22 protein-coding genes are annotated in these 20,881 nt (G+C 64.2%); 12 read left to right on the top strand and 10 right to left on the bottom strand.

From position 1 onward, the window contains the following. Positions 1-15: 15 nt before the first annotated feature. The 5 genes from PCE31107_RS03565 to PCE31107_RS03545 are packed head-to-tail and all read right to left on the bottom strand — an operon-like array spanning position 16 to position 3,955. The gene (locus PCE31107_RS03565; RefSeq protein ID WP_150606890.1) at positions 16-744 is read right to left on the bottom strand and encodes an amino acid ABC transporter ATP-binding protein; all 729 of its coding nucleotides are present in this window, start codon (positions 742-744) and stop codon (positions 16-18) included. Between the two features lie 14 nt (positions 745-758). Then, on the bottom strand, positions 759-1,718 hold the full coding sequence (locus PCE31107_RS03560; RefSeq protein WP_150606553.1) for an agmatinase: 960 nt from the start codon (positions 1,716-1,718) through the stop codon (positions 759-761). 32 nt (positions 1,719-1,750) lie between these two features. Continuing rightward, positions 1,751-2,413 (bottom strand): amino acid ABC transporter permease, encoded by a 663-nt coding sequence (locus PCE31107_RS03555; RefSeq protein ID WP_130024832.1) that lies wholly within the window; start codon positions 2,411-2,413, stop codon positions 1,751-1,753. Further along, positions 2,403-3,065 carry an amino acid ABC transporter permease gene (locus PCE31107_RS03550; protein WP_150606888.1) on the bottom strand — a complete coding sequence of 221 codons (663 nt, stop codon included), beginning with the start codon at positions 3,063-3,065 and terminating at the stop codon, positions 2,403-2,405. The genes PCE31107_RS03555 and PCE31107_RS03550 overlap by 11 nt, the downstream gene beginning before the upstream one ends. 29 nt (positions 3,066-3,094) lie before the next feature. After that, positions 3,095-3,955, bottom strand: a complete 861-nt coding sequence (locus tag PCE31107_RS03545) for a transporter substrate-binding domain-containing protein (protein ID WP_150606551.1) — start codon at positions 3,953-3,955, stop codon at positions 3,095-3,097. Positions 3,956-4,155: 200 nt separating this feature from the next. Between PCE31107_RS03545 and PCE31107_RS03540 the strand changes: the two genes are divergently transcribed. Next, positions 4,156-5,028 carry a LysR family transcriptional regulator gene (locus PCE31107_RS03540; RefSeq protein WP_150606549.1) on the top strand — a complete coding sequence of 291 codons (873 nt, stop codon included), beginning with the start codon at positions 4,156-4,158 and terminating at the stop codon, positions 5,026-5,028. 394 nt (positions 5,029-5,422) lie between these two features. Further along, positions 5,423-6,712, top strand: a complete 1,290-nt coding sequence (locus PCE31107_RS03535) for an MFS family transporter (protein ID WP_150606547.1) — start codon at positions 5,423-5,425, stop codon at positions 6,710-6,712. Positions 6,713-6,740: 28 nt separating this feature from the next. Here the strand turns inward: PCE31107_RS03535 and PCE31107_RS03530 are convergent, their stop codons facing one another. The 3 genes from PCE31107_RS03530 to PCE31107_RS03520 form a co-directional block, all read right to left on the bottom strand. Further along, positions 6,741-7,649 (bottom strand): LysR family transcriptional regulator, encoded by a 909-nt coding sequence (locus PCE31107_RS03530; RefSeq protein WP_150606545.1) that lies wholly within the window; start codon positions 7,647-7,649, stop codon positions 6,741-6,743. A 53-nt stretch (positions 7,650-7,702) separates the two neighbouring features. Further along, positions 7,703-8,284 (bottom strand): Holliday junction branch migration protein RuvA, encoded by a 582-nt coding sequence (gene ruvA / locus PCE31107_RS03525; RefSeq protein ID WP_150588353.1) that lies wholly within the window; start codon positions 8,282-8,284, stop codon positions 7,703-7,705. A gap of 73 nt (positions 8,285-8,357) precedes the next feature. After that, on the bottom strand, positions 8,358-9,308 hold the full coding sequence (locus PCE31107_RS03520) for a LysR family transcriptional regulator (protein WP_150606543.1): 951 nt from the start codon (positions 9,306-9,308) through the stop codon (positions 8,358-8,360). A 193-nt stretch (positions 9,309-9,501) separates the two neighbouring features. Here PCE31107_RS03520 and gtdA point away from each other — a divergent pair, with 193 nt between their 5' ends. The 6 genes from gtdA (at position 9,502) to PCE31107_RS03490 (ending at position 16,011) form a co-directional block, all read left to right on the top strand. Then, a complete protein-coding gene (gtdA, locus tag PCE31107_RS03515; protein ID WP_130024828.1) occupies positions 9,502-10,539 on the top strand; it encodes a gentisate 1,2-dioxygenase in 1,038 nt (345 codons plus the stop codon). A gap of 99 nt (positions 10,540-10,638) precedes the next feature. Then, positions 10,639-11,337 carry a fumarylacetoacetate hydrolase family protein gene (locus PCE31107_RS03510; RefSeq protein WP_150606541.1) on the top strand — a complete coding sequence of 233 codons (699 nt, stop codon included), beginning with the start codon at positions 10,639-10,641 and terminating at the stop codon, positions 11,335-11,337. Positions 11,338-11,346: 9 nt separating this feature from the next. After that, a complete protein-coding gene (gene maiA / locus PCE31107_RS03505; RefSeq protein ID WP_150606539.1) occupies positions 11,347-11,988 on the top strand; it encodes a maleylacetoacetate isomerase in 642 nt (213 codons plus the stop codon). Positions 11,989-12,028: 40 nt separating this feature from the next. Further along, on the top strand, positions 12,029-13,246 hold the full coding sequence (locus tag PCE31107_RS03500; protein ID WP_150606537.1) for a 3-hydroxybenzoate 6-monooxygenase: 1,218 nt from the start codon (positions 12,029-12,031) through the stop codon (positions 13,244-13,246). 209 nt (positions 13,247-13,455) lie between these two features. Then, positions 13,456-14,799 (top strand): MFS transporter, encoded by a 1,344-nt coding sequence (locus tag PCE31107_RS03495; protein ID WP_150606535.1) that lies wholly within the window; start codon positions 13,456-13,458, stop codon positions 14,797-14,799. A 303-nt stretch (positions 14,800-15,102) separates the two neighbouring features. Beyond that, entirely contained in the window at positions 15,103-16,011 is a 909-nt protein-coding gene (locus PCE31107_RS03490) for a 2-hydroxyacid dehydrogenase (protein WP_174966547.1), read from the top strand. 13 nt (positions 16,012-16,024) lie between these two features. Here PCE31107_RS03490 and PCE31107_RS03485 read toward each other — a convergent pair whose 3' ends face one another. Then, positions 16,025-16,276 carry an MJ0042-type zinc finger domain-containing protein gene (locus tag PCE31107_RS03485; RefSeq protein ID WP_017232582.1) on the bottom strand — a complete coding sequence of 84 codons (252 nt, stop codon included), beginning with the start codon at positions 16,274-16,276 and terminating at the stop codon, positions 16,025-16,027. 282 nt (positions 16,277-16,558) lie between these two features. On the opposite strand from PCE31107_RS03485, the gene PCE31107_RS03480 reads away from it, so the two are divergent. Together PCE31107_RS03480 and PCE31107_RS03475 are read left to right on the top strand one after the other, a co-directional pair. Then, on the top strand, positions 16,559-16,870 hold the full coding sequence (locus tag PCE31107_RS03480; RefSeq protein ID WP_150606530.1) for a type II toxin-antitoxin system RelB/DinJ family antitoxin: 312 nt from the start codon (positions 16,559-16,561) through the stop codon (positions 16,868-16,870). Beyond that, positions 16,867-17,169: a type II toxin-antitoxin system RelE/ParE family toxin gene (locus PCE31107_RS03475; protein ID WP_150606528.1), complete on the top strand. Its 303-nt coding sequence runs from the start codon at positions 16,867-16,869 to the stop codon at positions 17,167-17,169. Before PCE31107_RS03480 ends, PCE31107_RS03475 begins: the two co-directional genes overlap by 4 nt. On the opposite strand, the gene PCE31107_RS03470 is transcribed toward PCE31107_RS03475, so the two are convergent. After that, a complete protein-coding gene (locus tag PCE31107_RS03470; protein ID WP_246181719.1) occupies positions 17,166-18,137 on the bottom strand; it encodes an AraC family transcriptional regulator in 972 nt (323 codons plus the stop codon). The two genes, PCE31107_RS03475 and PCE31107_RS03470, sit on opposite strands and share 4 nt — an antisense overlap. A gap of 247 nt (positions 18,138-18,384) precedes the next feature. On the opposite strand from PCE31107_RS03470, the gene PCE31107_RS03465 reads away from it, so the two are divergent. Together PCE31107_RS03465 and PCE31107_RS03460 are read left to right on the top strand one after the other, a co-directional pair. Further along, positions 18,385-19,434: an aldo/keto reductase gene (locus tag PCE31107_RS03465; RefSeq protein WP_130024820.1), complete on the top strand. Its 1,050-nt coding sequence runs from the start codon at positions 18,385-18,387 to the stop codon at positions 19,432-19,434. A 249-nt stretch (positions 19,435-19,683) separates the two neighbouring features. Further along, positions 19,684-20,781, top strand: coding sequence for a branched-chain amino acid aminotransferase (locus PCE31107_RS03460; protein WP_150606526.1), 1,098 nt, complete (start codon positions 19,684-19,686; stop codon positions 20,779-20,781). Positions 20,782-20,881: the final 100 nt, after the last annotated feature.

Here is a 20,881-nt window from a genome sequence, read left to right as displayed (position 1 = left end):
GATGGCGTCACGCACTCAATGCGTGAGGATCTTCGAGAGAAAGCGTTTGGCGGCGGCACTGGCGGCGTCGTTGAAGAACATGTCGGTCGGACTGTCCTCGACGATGGCGCCGTCTTCCATGAACACCACGCGATGGGCCACGCGTCGCGCGAAACCCATTTCGTGCGTGACGACCATCATCGTCATGCCTTCGCGGGCCAGTTCGACCATCACGTCGAGCACCTCGTTGACCATCTCCGGGTCCAGCGCCGAGGTCGGCTCATCGAACAGCATGGCCATCGGGTCCATCGACAACGCGCGCGCAATCGCCACGCGTTGCTGCTGACCGCCCGACAACTGCCCGGGATACTTGTGCGCATGCGCCGACAGACCGACGCGATCGAGTAGCGCGCGCGCCTTGGTGCGGGCCGCGTCGACGCCGCGGCCCAGCACGATCTGCTGCGCGAGCGTGAGATTGCGCGTGAGATCCAGATGCGGGAACAGCTCGAAATGCTGGAAGACCATGCCGACCTTGCTGCGCAGCTTTGGCAGGTCGGTCGTCCTGGCCGTGAGCGACGTGCCGTCGACGACGACATCGCCTTTCTGGAAAGGCTCCAGTGCATTGACCGTCTTGATCAGGGTCGACTTCCCGGACCCGGACGGTCCGCACACCACCACGATCTCGCCCGCGCCCACCTGCGTTGAGCACTGCTTGAGCACGTGATGCGCGCCGTACCATTTGTCGACGTTCCGGATGTCGATGATGGGCTGTGCGGTGCTCATTTGTCGAAGTACCCCGCGCGAATCGATGCGCCGATCAGGTTGAGAATCAGACGACCGGCCGTCACGCACGAGATCATGTTGGCGTCGTCCTTCTCGGGCTGAATCTCCACGATGTCCATGCCGACCACGCGCCCCTTGCGCACCAGGCCGTGAATCAGCTTGCGCGCCTGTACGAACGTCACCCCGCCTGGCGCCGGACCGGCAACGGCCGGCATCGTTGAGGGATCGAGGCCGTCCGCGTCGATGGTGAGGTAGTAGTTGCCGCCGTCAGGGATGCGATCGAGCACGGCGTCCATGCCGATGTCATGCAGTTCGTACGCGGTCACCAGTTCGGCACCGTAGGCGCGCGCCGCGACGAGTTCCTCGTAACGGCCGCTCCCCTGCGCGCGCAGGCCGATCTGCACGATGCGCTCCACGTGCGCCATCTCCGAGGCGCGGCGAATCGGGCTTGAGAGGCCTTCGCGCACGCCGTTCACCTCGTCACGCCAATCCAGGTGGGCATCGATGTGCACGAGCGTGATGGGCCCCTTCTGGTCCAGGCCGCGCAGCACGGGCGTCGTAATGCCGTGGTCGCCGCCAAGCACGATGGGCATCGCGCCGCCGGCCACGATGCGACGCACCGCCGCCTCGGCGCGGGCGTAGTGCTCGCCGGGCTTCGTCAGATCCGGGATGATGTCACCACAATCGACGAAGCGAATATCCGTGCGGCCCTGGAGCAGCGGCCCGTCGATATCGAAGTCGTAGTGGTTCGGGCGACGCGCGACGCGATCCGTCGCCTGGCGGATGGCGGACGGCGCATTCGTCTGGTCGTTGCTGAAATCCGACGGCGCGTACGGGGCGCCATACGGCATGCCCAACACCGCGATATCGGCCTTGAGGTTGTCGATGTCGAGATCCAGCGCTGAGTACAACAGGGTCGGATGGCCGGTACGGGGCGCCACGGTGTAGGTCGTCATGAGAGTGTCCTCGGGTGGGAGTTTCGGGGGCGTCAGGCGTGCCGGGTACGTCGCCCGACAACGGTTTCCAGTCGTCGCCCCACGCTGGCCAGCAACACGCTGCTGACCCAGTAGATCAACGCTGTCGTGCCAAGCACTTCAACGTAGGCGAATGTGTTGGCCGTGAGCAGATTGCTCTGATAGGTCATCTCCGGCAGGCTCATGACCGAAAAGATGGCCGAGTCCTTGAACATCATGATCACGAGGCTCGTCGTCGGCGGAATCAGGAAGCCGAAGAGCTGCGGTGCGATGATGTGCCGTTGCGTCTGCCAATAGCTCATGCCGAGCGAGAGCGCGGCATGCGTTTGTCCGCGGGCGACGCTGCGCAGTGCCGCGCGCAAGATTTCGCAGAAGTAGCCGCCCGTGTAGAACGCCGTGCACCCCACCGCGACGGTCATGGCCGATGCACCGACGCCGAGCTTGGGCAAGCCGAAAAACGACAGATAAACGAGGATCAGATACGGGATGTTGCGCACCAGCTCCACGTAGCCCAGCGCGACAGGTCGCAAGACCGTGCGCGACTGCGCCGCATAGGCGGCGACGATGCCGATCGCCACGCCGAGCGGAATGCCGATGACGCTGACCAGTGCCGTGACGCGCAGGCCTTCGAGCAGCACGGGAATCGCTTCCCTGACGATGGAGACATCAATGGCCATGGGGCAACATCCTGGAAACGCGGCGCTCGCACAGACGCGAGGCGGCCGAAATGCAGAACAGAAGGACGAAGTACACGGCCGCGGTGATCGCGAACACCTGTAATGGCAGGTCGGTCTGCAGCGTGGCATTGCGGGCGACTGTCGCCAGTTCCGGCACGGCGATGATCGACATCAGCGACGACGCCTTGAGCAGGATCGTGAACTCGCTGGTGAGCGGCGGAATGGCGCGATAGATCACCTGTGGCAGGAGTACGTGCCGCCAGACCTGCGAGACGCGCATGCCCATGGCGTAGGCGGCGGCGCGTTGCCCACGCGAGATCGTGCCGAGCGCACCGCGCAGGATCTCGACGATATAAGCGCTCGTGTTACACGCCAGCGCCGCAATTCCGGCGGCGATGGGCGAGATCGAGATGTCGAACAGCGCCGGCACCATGTAGTACGCGATCAGCATGTGAATGAGCGCCGGCGTGCCGCGAATCAGGCTCACCCACAGCACGACGAGCGAGCGCAATGGCGCGAGCGGCGAGATGCGGGCGAGCAGCAGCACGACACCGAGCGCCAGACCGATGGCGAAGGCGACGGCCGACGCGGCCAGCGTGATCGCCGTTCCCGAGACGACACCTTCGAGAAACGGTGCGATCACGCCACCCATGTCTAGCCCGCCGACCGTGGTCGCGGGCGTCAAATGGCACCTTGCGGCAGGTAGTTCGCGTGCGGCGTGTCCATCGACGCGCCGAACCACTTTTTCTGCAAGGCGGCGAGCTTGCCGTTCGCGCGGAATTCATCGAGCGAATCGTTGATGAACTTGCGGATCTCCAGATCGTTGGGATTGGCGACCCATGCCAGCAGCTTCGGCTGGCCGATGGTCCCGGCAATGCGGAACACGTTGGGCTGCTTGCGCATCTGGACGGCGGCGATATTGGACGGCATCAGTGCCACGTCGATCGTCTTGTTCGCGAGCGCGTTCGACACATCCGGATAGGCCTGGAACAGGCGCGTGCCGGCGTATCCCTTGCCGGTCTTCTCCTTCAGTTCCTTCTCGAATTCGTCGGCCACCGGCTGCGAAGACGACCCCATCTGGGTACCGATGGTCTTCCCGGCGATGTCCATGTCCTGCTTGATCGCTACGTCGTCGGCGCGCACCATCAGAACCGAACGCACCACGCCGACCGGCTGGCTGAAGGCGAAGCGCTTGGCGCGCTCCGGCGTAATGCCCACACTGGTGGCGACAAAGTCGAACTTGTGCGACATCAGGCCTGGCAGCAAGCCCTGGAACGGCAGGTTCATCTGCTCGAGCTTCACGCCGAGCTTTGCCGCCATCAGTTCAAGCACATCGTGCCCATATCCAACCACCTGACCGTTTTCCACGAACTCGAACGGCTCGTAGGCCGCCTCGGTGCCGACCGTCAGCTTGCCGCGCTTCTTGATGTCGGCCAGGGTGCCGCCTTCGGCATACGCCATCGTCGGCAGGGTCGGCAGGGCCAATGCGGCGCTCGATGCGAGCGTCGCCTTTACAAAAGATCGTCTGGACCAGGTCTTCATCGCTTGCCTCGCGGGGTGTGGGTAGGGGATTGCGCTGGCGCATCGGTTCGGTCGGGTCCGGCCCGGTGCGAGTGAAATCCAATGTATGCGGGCAAAAAGATCATGAAAAATGATTTTTTTATTGGTATGGTTCCAAAAAATGAAACCTTCTGACACGCGCCATCCGCAGCGGATTTGGCGCTATTTCCGGGAGTGAGGCGGTGGCGAGTCGTGACTTCAGTGAGCGAGATCTGCGTTCGTTGCGCATCTTCTGTGCAGTCGCTCAGGCCAGCGGCTTTGCGGCGGCGGAGAAGCAACTGAACATGTCGAAGGCGTCGATCAGCCGGCACATTCGCGAGGTCGAGGAAACCTTGGGTACTCGTTTGTGCGAGCGTGGACCGTCCGGTTTTGTTCTCACGCACGCGGGCAAGGTCGCGCTGGACCTTGCCCGCGACGCGCTGAAGTCGCTGGAGCGCATACGTCCCGAAATCGATGCGGTGCGCGGTGTGCTCTCGGGCACGTTGTCCATCGGCATGGTCGAGCACGTCGTGTCCGACATCGGCTGCCACATACCCGAGGCGCTTGCCGCGCTCAAAGCGCAGGCGCCCGACGTGAAGGTCGAACTCACGGTCATGACGTTCAACGAGCTCGACCTCGCGTTGCGCGAGCGCCGGGTACAGATCGCAATTCGCGGGATGTATCGTCGCGAAGCCGGGTTTCACTACCAGCCGCTGTTTATCGAGCGTCACCGCCTATACGTTGCACGGCATCGGATCAAGGACGCGTCGACGCTCCCCCTCGTCTACCGGAGCCAGCCGTTTGTCCATGAAGCGCTCAATTCTCTCGGACTCACGCGAGGGCCAACGGCGTCAGGACTGGAGGCCGTCGCCATGCTGGTCCTCTCCGGGCATTACGTCGGACTGTTGCCGCAGTATTACGCCGCGTTGTTTGGTAAGCGCCACGCGTTGGTGCAGGTTCCGACAGGCCCTGAGTATGAGAATGCCATCAGCGCCATCACCGAGGCCTCGCGGCCCAGGACGCGCGCGCTGGAGCTGTTTCTCGATCTGCTGGCGCAGTGTCACCCGCGCGAATGAGGCGTGAGGGTTCGGCCGCGCGGCGCGCTAGCCGATGCGGTGCACAAGCCATCCGAAAAATATTTTCTCGATTTTCCGCGCCTCGTCCCACCCATCAAAACGCTCGTAACCTGCCCGCAAATCGCCGTCCGACGGGGCCGATCACCATGCTGCAACGCAACAATCCAGCCAATTGTTTCGATATTCACAATAATCGATTCAGCACTCGGGCATTGTCTGCGCATGCCCACACCCGCTATAGTTGGCCCGCCCCCGGGACGCGATGCCGGGTTGTGCCTCCGGACAGGTGATCCCTGTGAGGCGAGCGCATCAGCGTCATGTTGCAAACGTAGTTATTAATGCGATGTCACCATCGCCCGTAGAAATGAGAGACACAGCTACTACCGACGCCGCCATGGCCACCAAGCCGCCCACGCCGGAAGAAATCCGCAAGCGCATTTTCGCGATTGTTGCGGCATCGTCCGGGAATCTGGTCGAGTGGTTCGACTTCTATATCTATGCGTTTTGCGCGATCTACTTCGCGCCGGCGTTCTTCCCGAGTGCCAATCCCACCGCACAGTTGCTCAACACCGCGGGCGTGTTTGCCGCAGGCTTCCTGATGCGCCCCATCGGCGGCTGGATCTTCGGCCGCATCGCCGATCGCAACGGCCGCAAGAACTCGATGGTCATCTCGGTGATGATGATGTGCTTCGGCTCGCTGATGATCGCCGCGCTCCCGACGCACGCCAGCATCGGCAACTGGGCCCCGGCATTGTTGCTGGTGGCGCGTCTGTTGCAAGGTCTGTCGGTGGGTGGCGAATACGGCACGACGGCGACGTACATGAGTGAAGTGGCGCTCAAGGGCCGTCGCGGCTTCTTCTCGTCGTTCCAGTACGTGACGCTCATCGGCGGTCAGCTGCTTGCCGTGCTCGTGGTCGTGATTCTCCAGCAATTGCTCAGCGAGGCCGAACTCAAGGCCTGGGGCTGGCGCATTCCGTTCGTGGTCGGCGCGATCACTGCGGTCGTTGCCTTGCTGCTGCGTCGCACGCTGCACGAGACGTCGACGAGCGCGAGCCGCAACAGCCGCGACGCCGGCTCGATCGCCGGGTTGTTCCGCCACCACAAGGCTGCGTTTTTCACGGTGCTCGGCTACACGGCCGGCGGCTCGCTGATCTTCTACACCTTCACCACGTACATGCAGAAGTACCTGGTGAACACAGCCGGCATGCCGATCAAGACGGCCAGCTACATCATGACGGGCTGCCTGTTCGTCTACATGTGCATGCAGCCGATCTTCGGCATGCTGTCGGACAAGATCGGCCGTCGCACCAACATGCTGCTCTTCAGCGCGCTCGGCGCCATTGCCACGGTACCCATCCTCACGACGCTCAAGACGGTGCAAAGCCCGACCGCGGCGTTTGTGCTCATTTGCCTGGCGCTCGCCATCGTCAGCTTCTACACGTCGATCAGCGGCATCGTGAAGGCCGAGATGTTCCCGATCGAAGTGCGTGCGCTCGGCGTGGGTCTGGCCTACGCCGTGGCCAATGCCATCTTCGGCGGCTCGGCCGAATATGTGGCGCTCGGCCTCAAGAAGGCCGGCATGGAACCCACGTTCTACTGGTACGTGACCGGCATGATGGTGCTGGCGTTCCTCGTCAGCCTGCGCCTGCCGCGTCAGGCGAAGTACCTGCAGCACGAGCACTGATCGGGCACGTCGGGGGTTGGCGCGCGGTTCAGGCGTCGTCCCCCGAGGCCTGACGAGCGCTTTGCCAGATCGCGTCGAGCACCGGGTGCGGTTGGTGCCGCCGCCGGTAGAGCGCAATATCGAAGCCGATCTGCCATTCCTTGCCACCCACGATCGCGAGCGTGCCGCGCGCAATGTCGTCGGCCACCAGGCGTTGCGGCAACCACGCGATACCGGCACCGCGTCGCGCCATCGCCAGAATCGCTTCGTACGAATCGGCCTGATACACCGGCTTGAGCGTGGGACGGTTTGCCATCTCGGCAAGATGGCGGGCCAGCACGGCCCGCAACGTCAGTGTGCGGGAAAACGCCAGCCAGGGAATCGGCGACGGCCCGGCGGCAAGCCGATAGGAGGCGCGTCCCTTGGCGTCGAGCGCACTCACCGGCACCAGCACTTCACGCGCGACACTCAACCAGTCGTAACGCTCCTGATCGATCAGCAGACGCGTGTGCGCGCTCGAATATACGATAAGCAGATCGACCTCACCGGCCGCGAGCCGCAGAATGGCCTCCTCGGCCCCCCCCGTGGACAGCGTCGCGGTGAAGAAGCCGATGCGCGAGACCGCGTCGTCGTACCAATCCGGGAAAAATGTCGCCGCCAGGGTGCGGCCCGTGGCGATCTTCAGATTGTTTTCGAGTGTGGGCGCGGCGTCCTGCAACTGCGTGCGAGCGCCGTGAAGAATGTCGAGCGCATTGGTGGCCGCATCGAGAAAAACGGTGCCGGCAGCGGTCAGTTCAAGCGGTTTGCTCCGCTCGACCAGTTGTGTGCCCACCCACTCTTCCAAGGCGCGGATGCGTCGCCCGAATGCCGGGTGCGTGACGAAACGGTTTTCCGCCGCTCGCGTGAAACTGCGCGTGCGTGCCAGTTCGACGAAGTCTTCAAGCCATCGCAGTTGCATACCGTCTCCTCACGGCGTCCCCGCGGCCTCGACGAGGCCGATTCGTGTTGCGCTCAGGCCTTGGAGAGCGACTTGAGCGCGTGCTTGATGCCGTCGGACACACTTGTGCCGTCGGGCACGCTCTTGACGGCGGCAAGTGCCTCCTTGTCGGAGTAGCCCAGCGCGAGCAATGCATTGACGACGTCGCTCTTGTGGTCGTGCGGTGTGACCGCGCCGGGCACCGTGCCCAGTTGCGCGCCGAGCTTGCCCTTGAGTTCGAGCAGCAGACGCTCGGCCGTCTTCTTGCCGATGCCGGGGATCTTCGTCAGACGTCCCGACTCCTGCAGCGTGACGGCCTGCGCGATGTCCGCGACGCTCATGCCCGAAAGAATCGCAAGTGCCGTGCGTGCGCCCACGCCGGAGATCTTGAGCAGTTCGCGAAAGGTATTGCGCTCGTCAGGCGAGCCGAAGCCGAAGAGCAGTTGGGCGTCTTCGCGCACAATGAACTGGGTGAGCAGCGTCACGCGTTCGCCGAGATTCGGCAGGTTGAAGAAGGTGCTCATCGGCACCGAGATTTCATAGCCTACGCCCTGGCAATCGACCAGGATGTGCGGCGGATTCTTTTCCAGCAACGTGCCGGAGATGCGGCCAATCATTGACGCCTCGGGAGAGTGACTTCGACAGGCGGCAAGTGTAGCAGCCGCCAGCTCGGCAACGGACTCGGCAAGCTCATCCGTCGCCTTCAATGCCCGCGACCGCGTCGCCCGTCGAGCGTCTTGCCGCGCTGCGCAAACACTCGAGCGTCGCCGCCACCGCGGCCCGATTCGCGCCGTCGTCGCGCCAGTACATCGAGATCGCCCCAAACCCCGCCAGCCGCAGCGGCACGATCCGCAACGCGCCGAGCGCCTGCAAGCGGCTCGCCGTGCGGTGCGACGCCAGGCCGATCATGTCGCTGTTATTGAGCAACGTGAGATTGAGGATCGTGGAGTTCGACTCGATGGTGTCGTTCGGCAACGGATAACCGGCCTCCGCGAGCGCCGCCTCCAACGCGTTGCGGATCGGTGTGCCACGCGGCCAGACCACCCAGCGGTAACGCTGCATATCGGGCCAGTCGACCATGTCCAGCGAAAAGACCGGATGGCGCGCGCGCGCAACGAAATGCAGCGGCTCCAGATATAGCGCCTCGGCGCGAACGTTGCGATCCTGCAGTTCGGGGGCCGAGCGCCCAACAACGATATCGATCTCGCTGTGCGCGAGCTGATTCATCAGCCGGTCCATCGTGTTCTCGATCACGCGGGCCTGCACGCGGGGCATGCGCTGCAGGAGCAACAACATCGCGAGCGGCACCGTGTCCGCCGACGATGCCCCCGAAGTGCCGATGGCCACCAACCCGCTGCCGCCCTCGCGCATGGCATCGAGATCGTCGCGTGCCGTGTCGAGCTGCGCCTCGATTCGCCGCGCATGCTGGATCAGGGATTCCCCGTAGGCCGTCGGACGCAATCCCCGCGCCTGACGCTCGAACAGCGGCAGGCCAATGTCCTCCTCCAAATCCTTGAGCCACTTCGACAAACCGGGTTGCGTCGTGTTGAGCAATGTCGCGGACTGGCTCATGTTGCCGGTCTCCGCAAGGGTCAGCAGCATTTGCAGATTGCGCAGACGCAGTCGATGGGTCCAGTCCATACGAAGTCTCCGGGCCCCCTCGGGGCGTCCCCAAAATCACCCAATCCATACTATTTTTCGTATGGATCCGATGATTTATTCATTTCAAATAATATGTCTCGCCGAGTATAACGCTACTCATAGACCCGCAAGCCCTCGTCGGCCGAGCTTGTCAGACGAGTTGACCGGGCCCCATACCGTCACGGAGACACGCATGTCCGAACGCGCCCCCAGCGCCGATCGCGCTGCCTATTACGAACACATCGGGCACAACCACATGGCCCCGCTGTGGGAATCGCTGCACAGTCTCGTCCCCCCTCAGCCGCGCCCGCGTGTGGTGCCCGCCATCTGGAAGTACAACGAAGTGCGCCCGCTCGTGATGGAAGCGGGACGCGTCATCAGCGCCGCAGAGGCCGTGCGTCGCGTGCTGGTCTTGCAGAATCCGGGAACGCCGGGCTCGTCGAGCATTACCGGTTCACTTTACGCCGGGCTACAACTCATTCTGCCGGGCGAGATCGCACCGAGCCATCGCCATACGCAATCGGCCCTGCGCTTCATCGTGGAAGGTCGCGGCGCGTGGACGGCCGTGAACGGCGAGCGCACCACGATGCACCCCGGCGACTTCATCATCACGCCGTCGTGGACGTGGCATGACCACGGCAACCCGGCGGACGGCGAGCCGGTCGTGTGGCTCGACGGCCTCGACATTCCGCTCGTGCAGTACTTCGACGCGGGCTTTGCCGAGAACTACCCCGAGTCGCAACAGCCGGTGCAGCGCCCCGAAGGCGACAGCTTCGCGCGTTACGGCCACAACATGCTGCCGGTGCATCACAAGGTCAGCGATCCGACCTCGCCGATCTTCAGCTATCCGTACGACCGCTCGCGTGAGGCGCTCGACACGCTGTACCGCAACGGCGAACTCGATCCGTGGGACGGCATCAAGCTGCGCTATGTGAATCCGGCGACCGGCGGCTGGCCGATGCCGACGATGGCGACGTTCATGCAATACCTGCCCGCCGGCTTCCAGGGCAAGACCTATCGCAGCACCGATGCAACGGTCTTCTCGGTGGTCGAGGGTCGCGGCACGGTGCGCATTGGCGACGAGGTCTTCCAGTTCGAGCCGCGCGATCACTTCGTCGTGCCTTCGTGGGCACCGGTGCAGCTCGCCGCGCTTGAAGACGCCGTACTGTTCAGCTACTCGGATCGCCCCGTGCTCGCCGCCCTGAACCTGCTGCGAGAGTCGCGCGCCTGAGGCCGCCCCAACGCTCACTTGTCGGCCCCGCGCGCAGAACACCCGCACGAGCGGCGCGCGCAGCCTCTGACCTATCCTTTATTCGTTGAGTCAAACCCTATGTCCTTCGTCTTCGCTCCGCCCGCTACCGTTGCCATTCCCGTTGTCGGCAGCGCCGACCAGTTCGCCGTGCGCCGCGTGTACTGCGTTGGCCGCAACTACGCCGCGCACGCCCGCGAAATGGGCTTCGATCCAGACCGCGAACCGCCGTTCTTCTTCTGCAAGCCGGCCGATGCGGTGCTGCCGGTGGCCTATGGCGAGACGCTCACGCTGACGTATCCCGCGCAGACAACCAACTACCACTACGAAGCCGAGCTGGTCGCCGTGATTGGCAAGGCGGGTTCGGATATTCCGCTCGAGCAGGCGCTCGACCATGTCTGGGGTTACGCCGTGGGTCTCGACATGACGCGCCGCGATCTGCAAATGAAGATGCGCGAAATGGGGCGTCCGTGGGAAATCGGCAAGGCGTTCGATGCCTCGGCCCCGATCGGCCCGATTCATCCGGTGTCGAGCGTCGGCCATATCGAGAAGGCCGCGATTTCGCTGACGGTCGACGGCGTGCAAAAGCAGAAGAGCGACATCACGCATCTGATCTGGTCGGTGGCGGAAACGGTCTCGTACCTGTCGCAGTTCTTCCGTCTGGAGCCGGGCGATCTGATCTACACCGGCACGCCCGAAGGCGTGGGCCCGGTCAAGGCCGGGCAGACGATGGTCACCGCCGTAGAAGGGCTCGGCGAGATCACCGTGCGCGTGGTGTGAGGCATCGTCATGCAGCTCTATAGCTTCTTCAACAGCTCGACGTCGTATCGCGTGCGCATTGCGCTCGCGCTCAAGGGGCTGGAATTCGACACTATTCCGGTGAATATCCGCGCCGGCGAGCATCGCGCCGGCGCGTATGTCGACGAGGTCAATCCGTCGGCCAGCGTGCCCGCCCTGATCGACGGCGAGATCGCGCTGGGCCAGTCGCTCGCCATCCTCGACTATCTCGACGCGAAGTATCCCGAGCCGCGTCTGGTGCCGCAGGACATCGAGGCACGCGCCCGCGTGCTCGAATTGGCGATGCTCGTCAGTTGCGACATGCACCCGGTGAATAACCTGCGCATTCTGAAGTATCTGCAAGGCCCGCTGGGCCTGAGCGTCGAGCAGAAGAATGCGTGGTACCGCCACTGGGTCGACGAGGGCATGGCTGGCGCGGAGCGATTGCTCGTCAAGTATGGACACGGTGCGTGGTGCTTTGGCGATGCACCGACGCTCGCCGACGTCTGCCTGATTCCGCAAATCGCCAACGCCCGGCGCATGGGTTGCGATTTGTCGGCGTATCCGCGAGCGATAGCGGTCTATGCGCAGGCGCAGACACATCCGGCCTTCCTCGCGGCAGCGCCCGATCGTCAGCCGGATTACACGGCCTGATTTCCATCCAGAACGGCTGGACAGGCCGCAGGAGACAACCATGAATCAAACCTCTCAACCCAAAGCGCTGGTCGTTGGCGGTGGCATCGGCGGCCTGGCGGCTGCACTCGCGCTCGCCAATCAGGGCGTGCAAATCGAACTGCTGGAGCAGGCCGAGACCATCGGCGAGATCGGCGCTGGCATTCAGCTCGCCGCCAATGCGTTCGCGGCACTCGACGCCCTCGGCGTTGGCGAAGCGGCGCGCGGCCGTTCGGTCTTCACCGACCACATCACCCTGCGCGACGCCATCGACCGCAGCATCATCGCGCAAGTCGACGTTGGCGCGCCGTATCGCGAGCGCTTCGGCAATCCGTACGCCGTGATCCACCGCGCCGACATCCATCTGTCGATTCTCGAAGCGGTACAGCGCAATCCCCTGATTCAGTTCCGCACCGCGACGCGTGTCGTCTCGCTGGCGCAAGACGACAAGCACGTCACCGTCGTCGACCAGCACGGCGAGCGCCATACGGCCGACGCCGTGATCGGCTGCGACGGCGTGAAGTCCGCCGTGCGCGCCGTGCTGATCGGCGACGAACCGCGCGTAACCGGTCACGTGGTGTATCGCGCGGTCGTCGACGTCGAGCACATGCCGAAGGACTTGCAGGTCAACGCGCCGGTCGTCTGGGCAGGACCAAACTGCCACCTCGTGCATTACCCGTTGCGCGGCGGCACGCAATACAACCTCGTGGTCACGTTCCACAGCCGCGAGCAGGAAGTCTGGGGCGTACGCGACGGCAGCAAGGAAGAAGTGCTGTCGTACTTCGAAGGCATCGATGCGCTGCCGCACCAGATGCTCGACCGTCCGACCTCGTGGCGACGCTGGGCCACCGCCGACCGCGATCCGGTCGCGCAGTGGAGCTTCGGCCGCGCCACGATCCTGGGCGACGCCGCCCACCCGATGACGCAGTACATCGCGCAAGGCGCCTGCCAGGCGCTCGAAGACGCCGTCACGCTCGGTGCCGCGTATGCGGCCGCGAACGGCGATTTCGTCGACGCCTTCCGCCGCTACGAGCACGCCCGCATTCCCCGCACCGCCCGCGTGCTCTACGGCGCGCGCGACATGGGCCGGGTCTACCACGCCAAGGGGGTGGATCGCTGGGTGCGCAACTCGCTATGGACGGGCCGCACGCAAACGCAGTTCTACGACGCTCTGCAATGGCTGCACGGCTGGCGCGCCGAGCATTGCCTGTCGCAAACCCCATGGCTGGCTGAGGCCTGAGCCCTAACCACACCTCCACCCCTGGATTCACCGCCCGGCATCCGGGCATCCCGCCGCGCGACGGACCAACACGGTCGCGCTGCACCCCCTCGCCTCGCGTCTCGCGAGGCGAGGGCTCGGCAGCACTAATAACAACAATCACTGCAACACGTTTTGGCGACGACGGCCGACTTGCCGCGCCGCTTCTGGCAACCCTGAGGAGACAACCCATGCCAGCCACCCCCATCAACGTGACGGCGTTCATCGACCGCCATCGCATTTCGCCGTTCCAGGTGATGATCGTCGTGCTGTGCTTCCTGATCGTCGCCATCGACGGTTTCGACACGGCCGCCATCGGCTTCATCGCCCCTGCCATTCGCGCCGAATGGTCGCTCACTCCGGCGTTGCTCGCGCCCCTTTTCGGCGCCGGGCTCGCGGGCCTGATGGCCGGCGCATTCCTGTTCGGGCCGCTCGCCGACAAATATGGCCGCAAGACCATTCTCATCTTCTCCGTGGTGTTCTTCGGTTTGGCGAGTCTCGCGTCCGCTGGGTCGATGGAATTGTGGCAACTGATCGCGTTGCGCTTTCTGACGGGCCTCGGCCTCGGCGGCGCCATGCCAAACGCGATCACGCTGACGTCGGAGTACTGCCCTGAGTCGCGCCGCTCGTTCCTCGTGACGACCATGTTCTGCGGCTTCACGCTCGGCTCGGCGCTGGGCGGTCTCGCATCGGCCGGGTTGATCGACGCCTTCGGTTGGCGCTCCGTGCTGATCGTGGGCGGCGTCATGCCGCTCGTGCTCGGTGTGGTCCTGATGCGCGCGCTGCCCGAGTCGGTGCGCTATCTCGTGATGGCGGGCAAGTCGCCGGAGCGCATCGCGGCATCGTTGCAGCGCATTGCGCCGCACGAAGACCTGCGTGGCGCGACATTCAATGTCGCGACGAAGCCGTCGACCACATCGCCGGTGAAGCATCTGTTCAAACCCGAGTTGCTGCGCGGCACGCTGCTTTTCTGGGTCACGTTCTTCATGAGCCTGCTCGTGATCTATCTGCTCTCGAGCTGGTTGCCCACGCTGCTTCGCACCAACGGCCTGACGCTGCGCAACGCCGCCATCGTCACCTCGATGTTCCAGGTGGGCGGCACGCTCGGTGCGATCGTGCTCGGCTGGTTGATGGACCGCGTCAACCCGCACTACGTGCTTGCCGCGGCCTACGTGCTTGCGGGCGTATGTGTCGCCGCTGTCGGCCCTGTCGCCAGCTCGCCCGTGCTCGCCTCGGTGGCCGTGTTCTGGGCCGGGTTCTGCGTGTCGGGCGGTCAGGTCGGCGCGAATGCGCTGTCCGCCGGGTTTTACCCCACCGACTGCCGCGCCACGGGCGTGAGCTGGGCCAACGGCGTCGGGCGACTGGGGTCGGTGGTTGGCTCGGTCGGCGGCGCGTCGATGCTCGCCATGGGATGGTCGATGCCGGCCCTCTTCGCCGCCATCGGCGTGCCGGCCGTGCTCGCCGGTCTGACGATGCTCACGCTGGGTCGCCTGCGTCACCATCAGGCCGCGCGCGCGGTGCAAGCCACGGCCTAAGCGTTTCGGCCCACGCAACAAGGCATACGTAACGCACACTGCCGCGGGTCTCGGGCTTGAGCGGGCGCCATTCGCATTGGGCGATGGCGCCCGCGTGCGTTTCCGGCCGGGGAGTCCCGACAGCAAAGAAGTCGCGCGGCGTGCTGCATCGCGCAAATCGTGGCGGATAGGCATACAGTGTCGACTGGCGGCGAATTCGAGGTGTCCATTCGGCACCCGCGTCATTGCGACGCTGCGCCGCGAGCCCCCATTCCCCTGTGGAGATTGAAGGTGTCGTTGCCCTCATTGCTGGTCCTGATCCCGATGCAACCCGAGCAGTTGTCCGCACTGCAAACCCATTTCGATGTGGCTTACCACCCGAGCTATCACCCCGCGCCGCAAGGCTGGGGGCCCGACGGCGAGCGGGCGCGCTTCGTGCTGACCCACGGCGCGCGTGGTCTGAGCGCCGCCGAGCTGTCGCATCTGCCGAACGTGGTGTTGGTCAGCGCGCTGGGCGCCGGCTACGAGAATCTGGACGTCGCCGCCATGCGTTCGCGCAATATCGTGGCCGTGAACGGCGCCGGTGCGAATGCGCCGACGGTAGCGGATCAGGGCTTCGCCCTGCTGCTTGCTGCCGTACGTCGTATTCCGGCATACGACGCCGCCTGTCGCAAGGGCGTGTGGCGCGACGCGCTGCCGATGCAGCCCGGCGTGTCGGGCAAGAAGTTGGGAATCGTGGGGCTGGGGGCGGTCGGACGCCAGTTCGCCAAACGCGGTGAGGGCTTCGATATGCAGATCGGCTACCGGAATCGGAACCGTCGCGACGATGCGCCCGCGCACTATCAATATTTCGACAGCGTGCTGGCATTGGCCGAATGGGCGGACTACCTCGTCGTGACCGCTCCGGGCGGCGCGCAGTCGCACCACCTAGTGAATGCCGAGGTGCTGCGCGCGCTGGGCAAGCATGGCTTTCTCGTCAATCTGGGGCGTGGCAGCGTCGTCGACACAGCCGCCCTGGCGGACGCATTGCGCGATGGCACCATCGCCGGTGCCGGGTTGGACGTCTACGAAGGCGAGCCGTCACCGCCTGCGGCACTGATCGATTTGCAGAATGTGGTGCTCAGTCCGCACGTCGCTGGCCGCTCGCCCGAAGCGGAAGCCGCCACGCTCGCCCTGTTCCTCGAAAATACGCGTCGCTTCCAGGCGGGGGAGCCGGTGTTGACGCCGCTGTGAGTGGCGAATGGCGTCAGTGATTGTCGAGCCCGTCGATGCTTCGCACGGGCGACGGCGAGAGCGTGACGCCGTCGTTGACCGGCTCGAACTCGATGCTGCTGTTGGCGCTGCCCGTGGTGAAGGCGGTCTCGCACGTCGGACACTTCACTTCGGCATCCGAATGGAGATAGTCATACATCGCCTGGACGGTCGGCTCGCTCGCCGCGACGGGAAAGCGGGCTTTACAGGTGGGACAAACGACGAAACCGGTGTGGATCGACAGCATGGCAAGCCTCCTGTAGGCAAGTCGGCAACGTCCTCGATTTTACAACCCGCCGGTTCGGAGTGTGGCGCGAGCCGGGAGGGGTTCACTATGGAATCAATCCTCTTGTGCGCGGAGGATTCGTCCGATTTGACGGGCGCTTAGCCGGTATGCGCAGCGCCGTTAACCGGCGGCCCGCTTGACGATACGCCCCTGGGCATCGGACGGAAGTGTGCCGTGGCACGGTGCATTTGTCATTCATTTGAAATACAATGAATGACATTGCAATCGCCAACGAGTCCGACCATGGCCACTAGCGCACTTGTGCAAGCCCGCATCGATCCCGAACTGAAGGAACGCGCCACCGACGTCCTCGACAGGATGGGGTTGACCGTCTCCGATGTAGTTCGGATTTTACTCACGCGCATTGCCAACGAAGGTGCGCTACCTTTTGGTTTCGTCGCGGATCCTGACGCTCACGATGCATGGTTCAAGCGAAAGGTGCTGGAAGCGCTGGAAGACACACGTCCAGCCATTCCGGATGAAGACGTCGAATCCCATTTCGTAGCACGCCGTGCCGCCGCACGCAAACGCAGCTCCCCAAAAGGTAAGCCGTGAAATTAGAGTGGTCCCAACACGCGATTCAAGATCGCAGCGATATCTTCGAATACGTCGAGCGATTCAGTCCAAACGCCGCCATCTGGATAGATACACGCGTTCATCAACAACTCACCACGTTGTTGCGGTATCCCGCCGCAGGTCGCCTCGGGCGATTGCGCGGCACGCGCGAACTCGTCATCACGCGCACCCCATACATCGCGGCGTATCGTCCGCTACCCACACGTGTGCGCGTGCTTCGCATTCTGCATAACGCGCAAATGTGGCCCGACACTGCGGGAACAACGTCGCCACATTAATTTCTCGGCGCCCCGGCCTCTCCCTCCTGCAACCAACGGCGTTTGTCGCGCAGCGGCGCTTCGCCAAACACGCGCGCATATTCACGGCTGAACTGCGACGCGCTTTCATATCCCACCGTCTGCGCTGCCGCCGCCACGGTGATGTCCGCCGCGAAGATCAAGCGCCGCGCCTCCTGCAAGCGCAACTGCTTCTGGTACTGCACCGGACTCATGGCCGTCACCAGCTTGAAGTGGTGGTGCAGCGAAGACACGCTCATGTGCACCTCCTGCGCCAACGCCTCCACCCGCAGCGGTTTTGCGTAATGCTCGCGCAACCATCGCACGGCGCGCGCAATGCGATTCATCTGGCTGTCCTGCAACGCCATCTGCCGCAGCAACACCCCCTGACCGTTCATCAGCAATCGATAGACGATCTCTCGCTTGATCATCGGCGCCAGGATCGGAATGTCGCGCGGCGTGTCCAGCAAGCGCAACAATCGCAACACCGCGTCGAGCAACGCCGCGTCCAGCCGATTGACGTACATGCCACGCCCACTCTCTGAAGGCGCCGGCGGCGGCAAATGCTCGTCGCCGATGAGCGACGTCACATCCTCGGCCACCAGGTCAAGGCGCATGCCCAGATACGGCGATTGCTCGCTCGCCCCCGACACCTGCGCCACCACCGGCAAATGCACCGACGACACCAGGTAGTGCATCGGGTCATACGCGTAATCCTCGTCGCCGATCCGCAAGCGCTTCTCGCCCTGGGCGATGACGGCGAACGCCGGTTGTTGAAGCGCCGGCTTCGGGCCGCCCGGATGAAGGATCCGATGGACGAACAGGCCCTCCACCGCCGTCGGCGTCGTGCCCTCCAAGCCGTGCGCCGCACGCTCCAGCAGATGCACCAGTTCGGTACGCGCGGCGCGCGACGGATCCCCCTCGAACCCGCGCAGCGAGGCCTCGCGCGGCTCAGTCTTGACCAAATGCATGACCATGCCCTCACTCCAGAGGCGGCCGATCCCCACGTCACGGCCGCAATGCTGCACAGCATACCCTCGTCACATTCGCTTGCCCGATCCTCCGACCGGGGATTCACACGATCAGGCAGGAAATGTGCAGGAACAGGTACTGCTCGCCCGATGCCGAGCGACGCATAATTCTCCCATCCCGTGCAAACCGTCGCCCCTCCCCCTGACGGTCCCCTGCGACGGGCAGCCATTTCAACGGAGTGATGCAATGCGACAAAGAAAACTCGGCAATACCGGCCTCTTCGTCTCGGAACTGTGCCTCGGCACGATGACCTTCGGCGGACAGGGCGAACTGTGGAGCAAGATCGGCCATTTGCAGCAACATGATGTCGACACACTCGTGGGTCGCGCGCTCGATGCCGGCATCAACTTCATCGACACCGCCGATGTCTATTCGGAAGGGCAGTCGGAAATCCTCACCGGCCAGGCCCTGCGCAACCTCAAGGTACCGCGCGATAACGTCGTGGTCGCTACCAAGGTCTTCGGTGCTACCGGCGCGCAGGGGTCCAATTCGCGCGGCCTGTCCCGCTACCACATCATGGACGGCATCAAGGCCAGCCTCCAACGCCTGCAACTCGATCACATCGACCTGTATCAGGTGCACGGCTTCGATCCGGTCACGCCCATCGAAGAGACACTCGGCGCGCTCGACACGCTGGTGCGTCAAGGGCACGTGCGCTACATCGGTGTCTCGAACTGGGCAGCCTGGCAAATCACCAAGGCGCTGGGTATTTCGGCGCGGCTGAACCTCGCGAGCTTCGCTTCGCTGCAGGCGTACTACACGGTCGCCGGACGCGATCTGGAACGCGAAATCGTGCCGATGCTGCGCAGCGAGAACGTAGGCCTGATGGTGTGGAGCCCGCTCGCCGGTGGCCTGCTCTCGGGCAAGTACACCCGCGACGGTCAGGTCGAAGCGGGCAGCCGCCGCCAAAGCTTCGATTTTCCGCCGGTCAACGTGGAGCGCGCCTACGACGCCATCGACGTCATGCGCGGCATCGCCGCCGAGAAAGGCGTGTCGGTCGCGCAGATCGCGCTTGCCTGGCTGCTCGCCCAGCCGGTCGTCTCGACGGTCATCATCGGCGCCAAGCGGGCCGATCAGCTCGACGACAACATCGCGGCAACGCGCGTCACCCTGAGCGCGCGCGAACTGTCGGCTATCGATGGGGCTAGCGCACTGCCGAGCGAGTATCCCGGCTGGATGCTCTCGCGCCAGGGCGACCCGCGCCGCGCCCAACTCGCCGAGGCCGGTCTGCTGTAAACGTCCGGGAAAGGGAGCCGCGCCAAACGCCATCCACGGGAAATGTCGGCAAATTTCGCACTTTTCTTCTAAAAATCTGCCAAATTCCGATTTTTATCGGCGCCATCGCCCGCTGAATGATGTTGTGACGGCGCGGGTGGTGAATTCAGTCGACAGGCAGGGGGCGAAAGGAGGAAAATATGGCGACCTTGCCGTTTACGTTAACGGCACTGACGACTGAAGCCCCCTCTGCCGAGACATTCAAGAAACATGAGCGCCGATAATCAATTGCGTTTTGTCGTGGAGCCGCACGCCAACCCCACCCCTGCCGACCAGATCGCCGCCAAGCTGGCGAACCCGGTGTTTGGCCGCGTATTCACGGATCACATGGTCACGATTCGCTGGACCGAGGGCACGGGCTGGCATGACGCGAAGGTAGAGGCCCGCCGTCCGTTCGAGATCGATCCGGCCTGCGCCGTGCTGCACTACGCGCAGGAAATTTTCGAAGGGATGAAGGCCTATCGCAGCGAAGACGGCAAGATCTCGCTGTTCCGCCCGCAAGCCAATGCCAAGCGTTTCCGTGAATCGGCCCAGCGCATGTCGATGGCCGAACTGCCGGAAGCCGTGTTCCTCGAAGCGGTGGAAAAGCTGGTCGACATCGATCGCGCATGGATTCCGGGCGCGGAAGGCAGCAGCCTCTACATCCGCCCGTTCATGTTCGCCTCGGAAAGCTTCCTCGGCGTGCGTGCCGCGCATGAGTACATCTTCTGCGTGATCGCCTGCCCGGTCGGCCCCTACTTCAAGCCCGGCAAGTCGGCCGTGACCGTGTGGGTGTCCGATCAATACACGCGCGCCGCCCCGGGCGGCACGGGCGCCGCCAAGTGCGGCGGCAACTACGCCGCGAGCCTGATCGCGCAGACCGAAGCCAGCGGCAAGGGCTGCGATCAGGTCGTGTTCCTCGACGCCGCGCAACATCGCTGGATCGAAGAGCTGGGCGGCATGAACGTCTTCTTCGTGATGGACGACGGCTCGCTCCAGACCCCGCCGCTCGCCGGCACGATCCTGCCGGGCATCACGCGCGCGTCGATCATCGAAATGGCCAAGCGCGACGGCATGACGGTCAACGAAACGCCGTACGAGTTTGCCCAGTGGCAAGCCGACGCGGCCAGCGGCCGTGTGAAGGAAACGTTCGCGTGCGGCACGGCAGCGGTCGTCACCGCCATCGGTCAGGTGCGTCACGCCAAGGGCGAGTTCAATATTGGCGACGGCGGCGAAGGCCCGGTCACCAAGCGCATTCGCGATCAGCTCACGGGCATTCAGCGCGGCAAGGTGGCTGATCCGTTCGGCTGGGTACATCACGTCGCCTGATCGACGGACGTTGTCCATATAACAAGTTGTGAAGTTGCGCATCGCCCGAGACAGCGATGCGGGAAATCATCGGCGGCGCGCCACGACACCAGGAGAGTCG

Source organism: Pandoraea cepalis, from assembly GCF_902459625.1.
GTDB lineage: Bacteria > Pseudomonadota > Gammaproteobacteria > Burkholderiales > Burkholderiaceae > Pandoraea > Pandoraea cepalis.
This window is presented reverse-complemented; position numbering and strand designations above follow the sequence as displayed.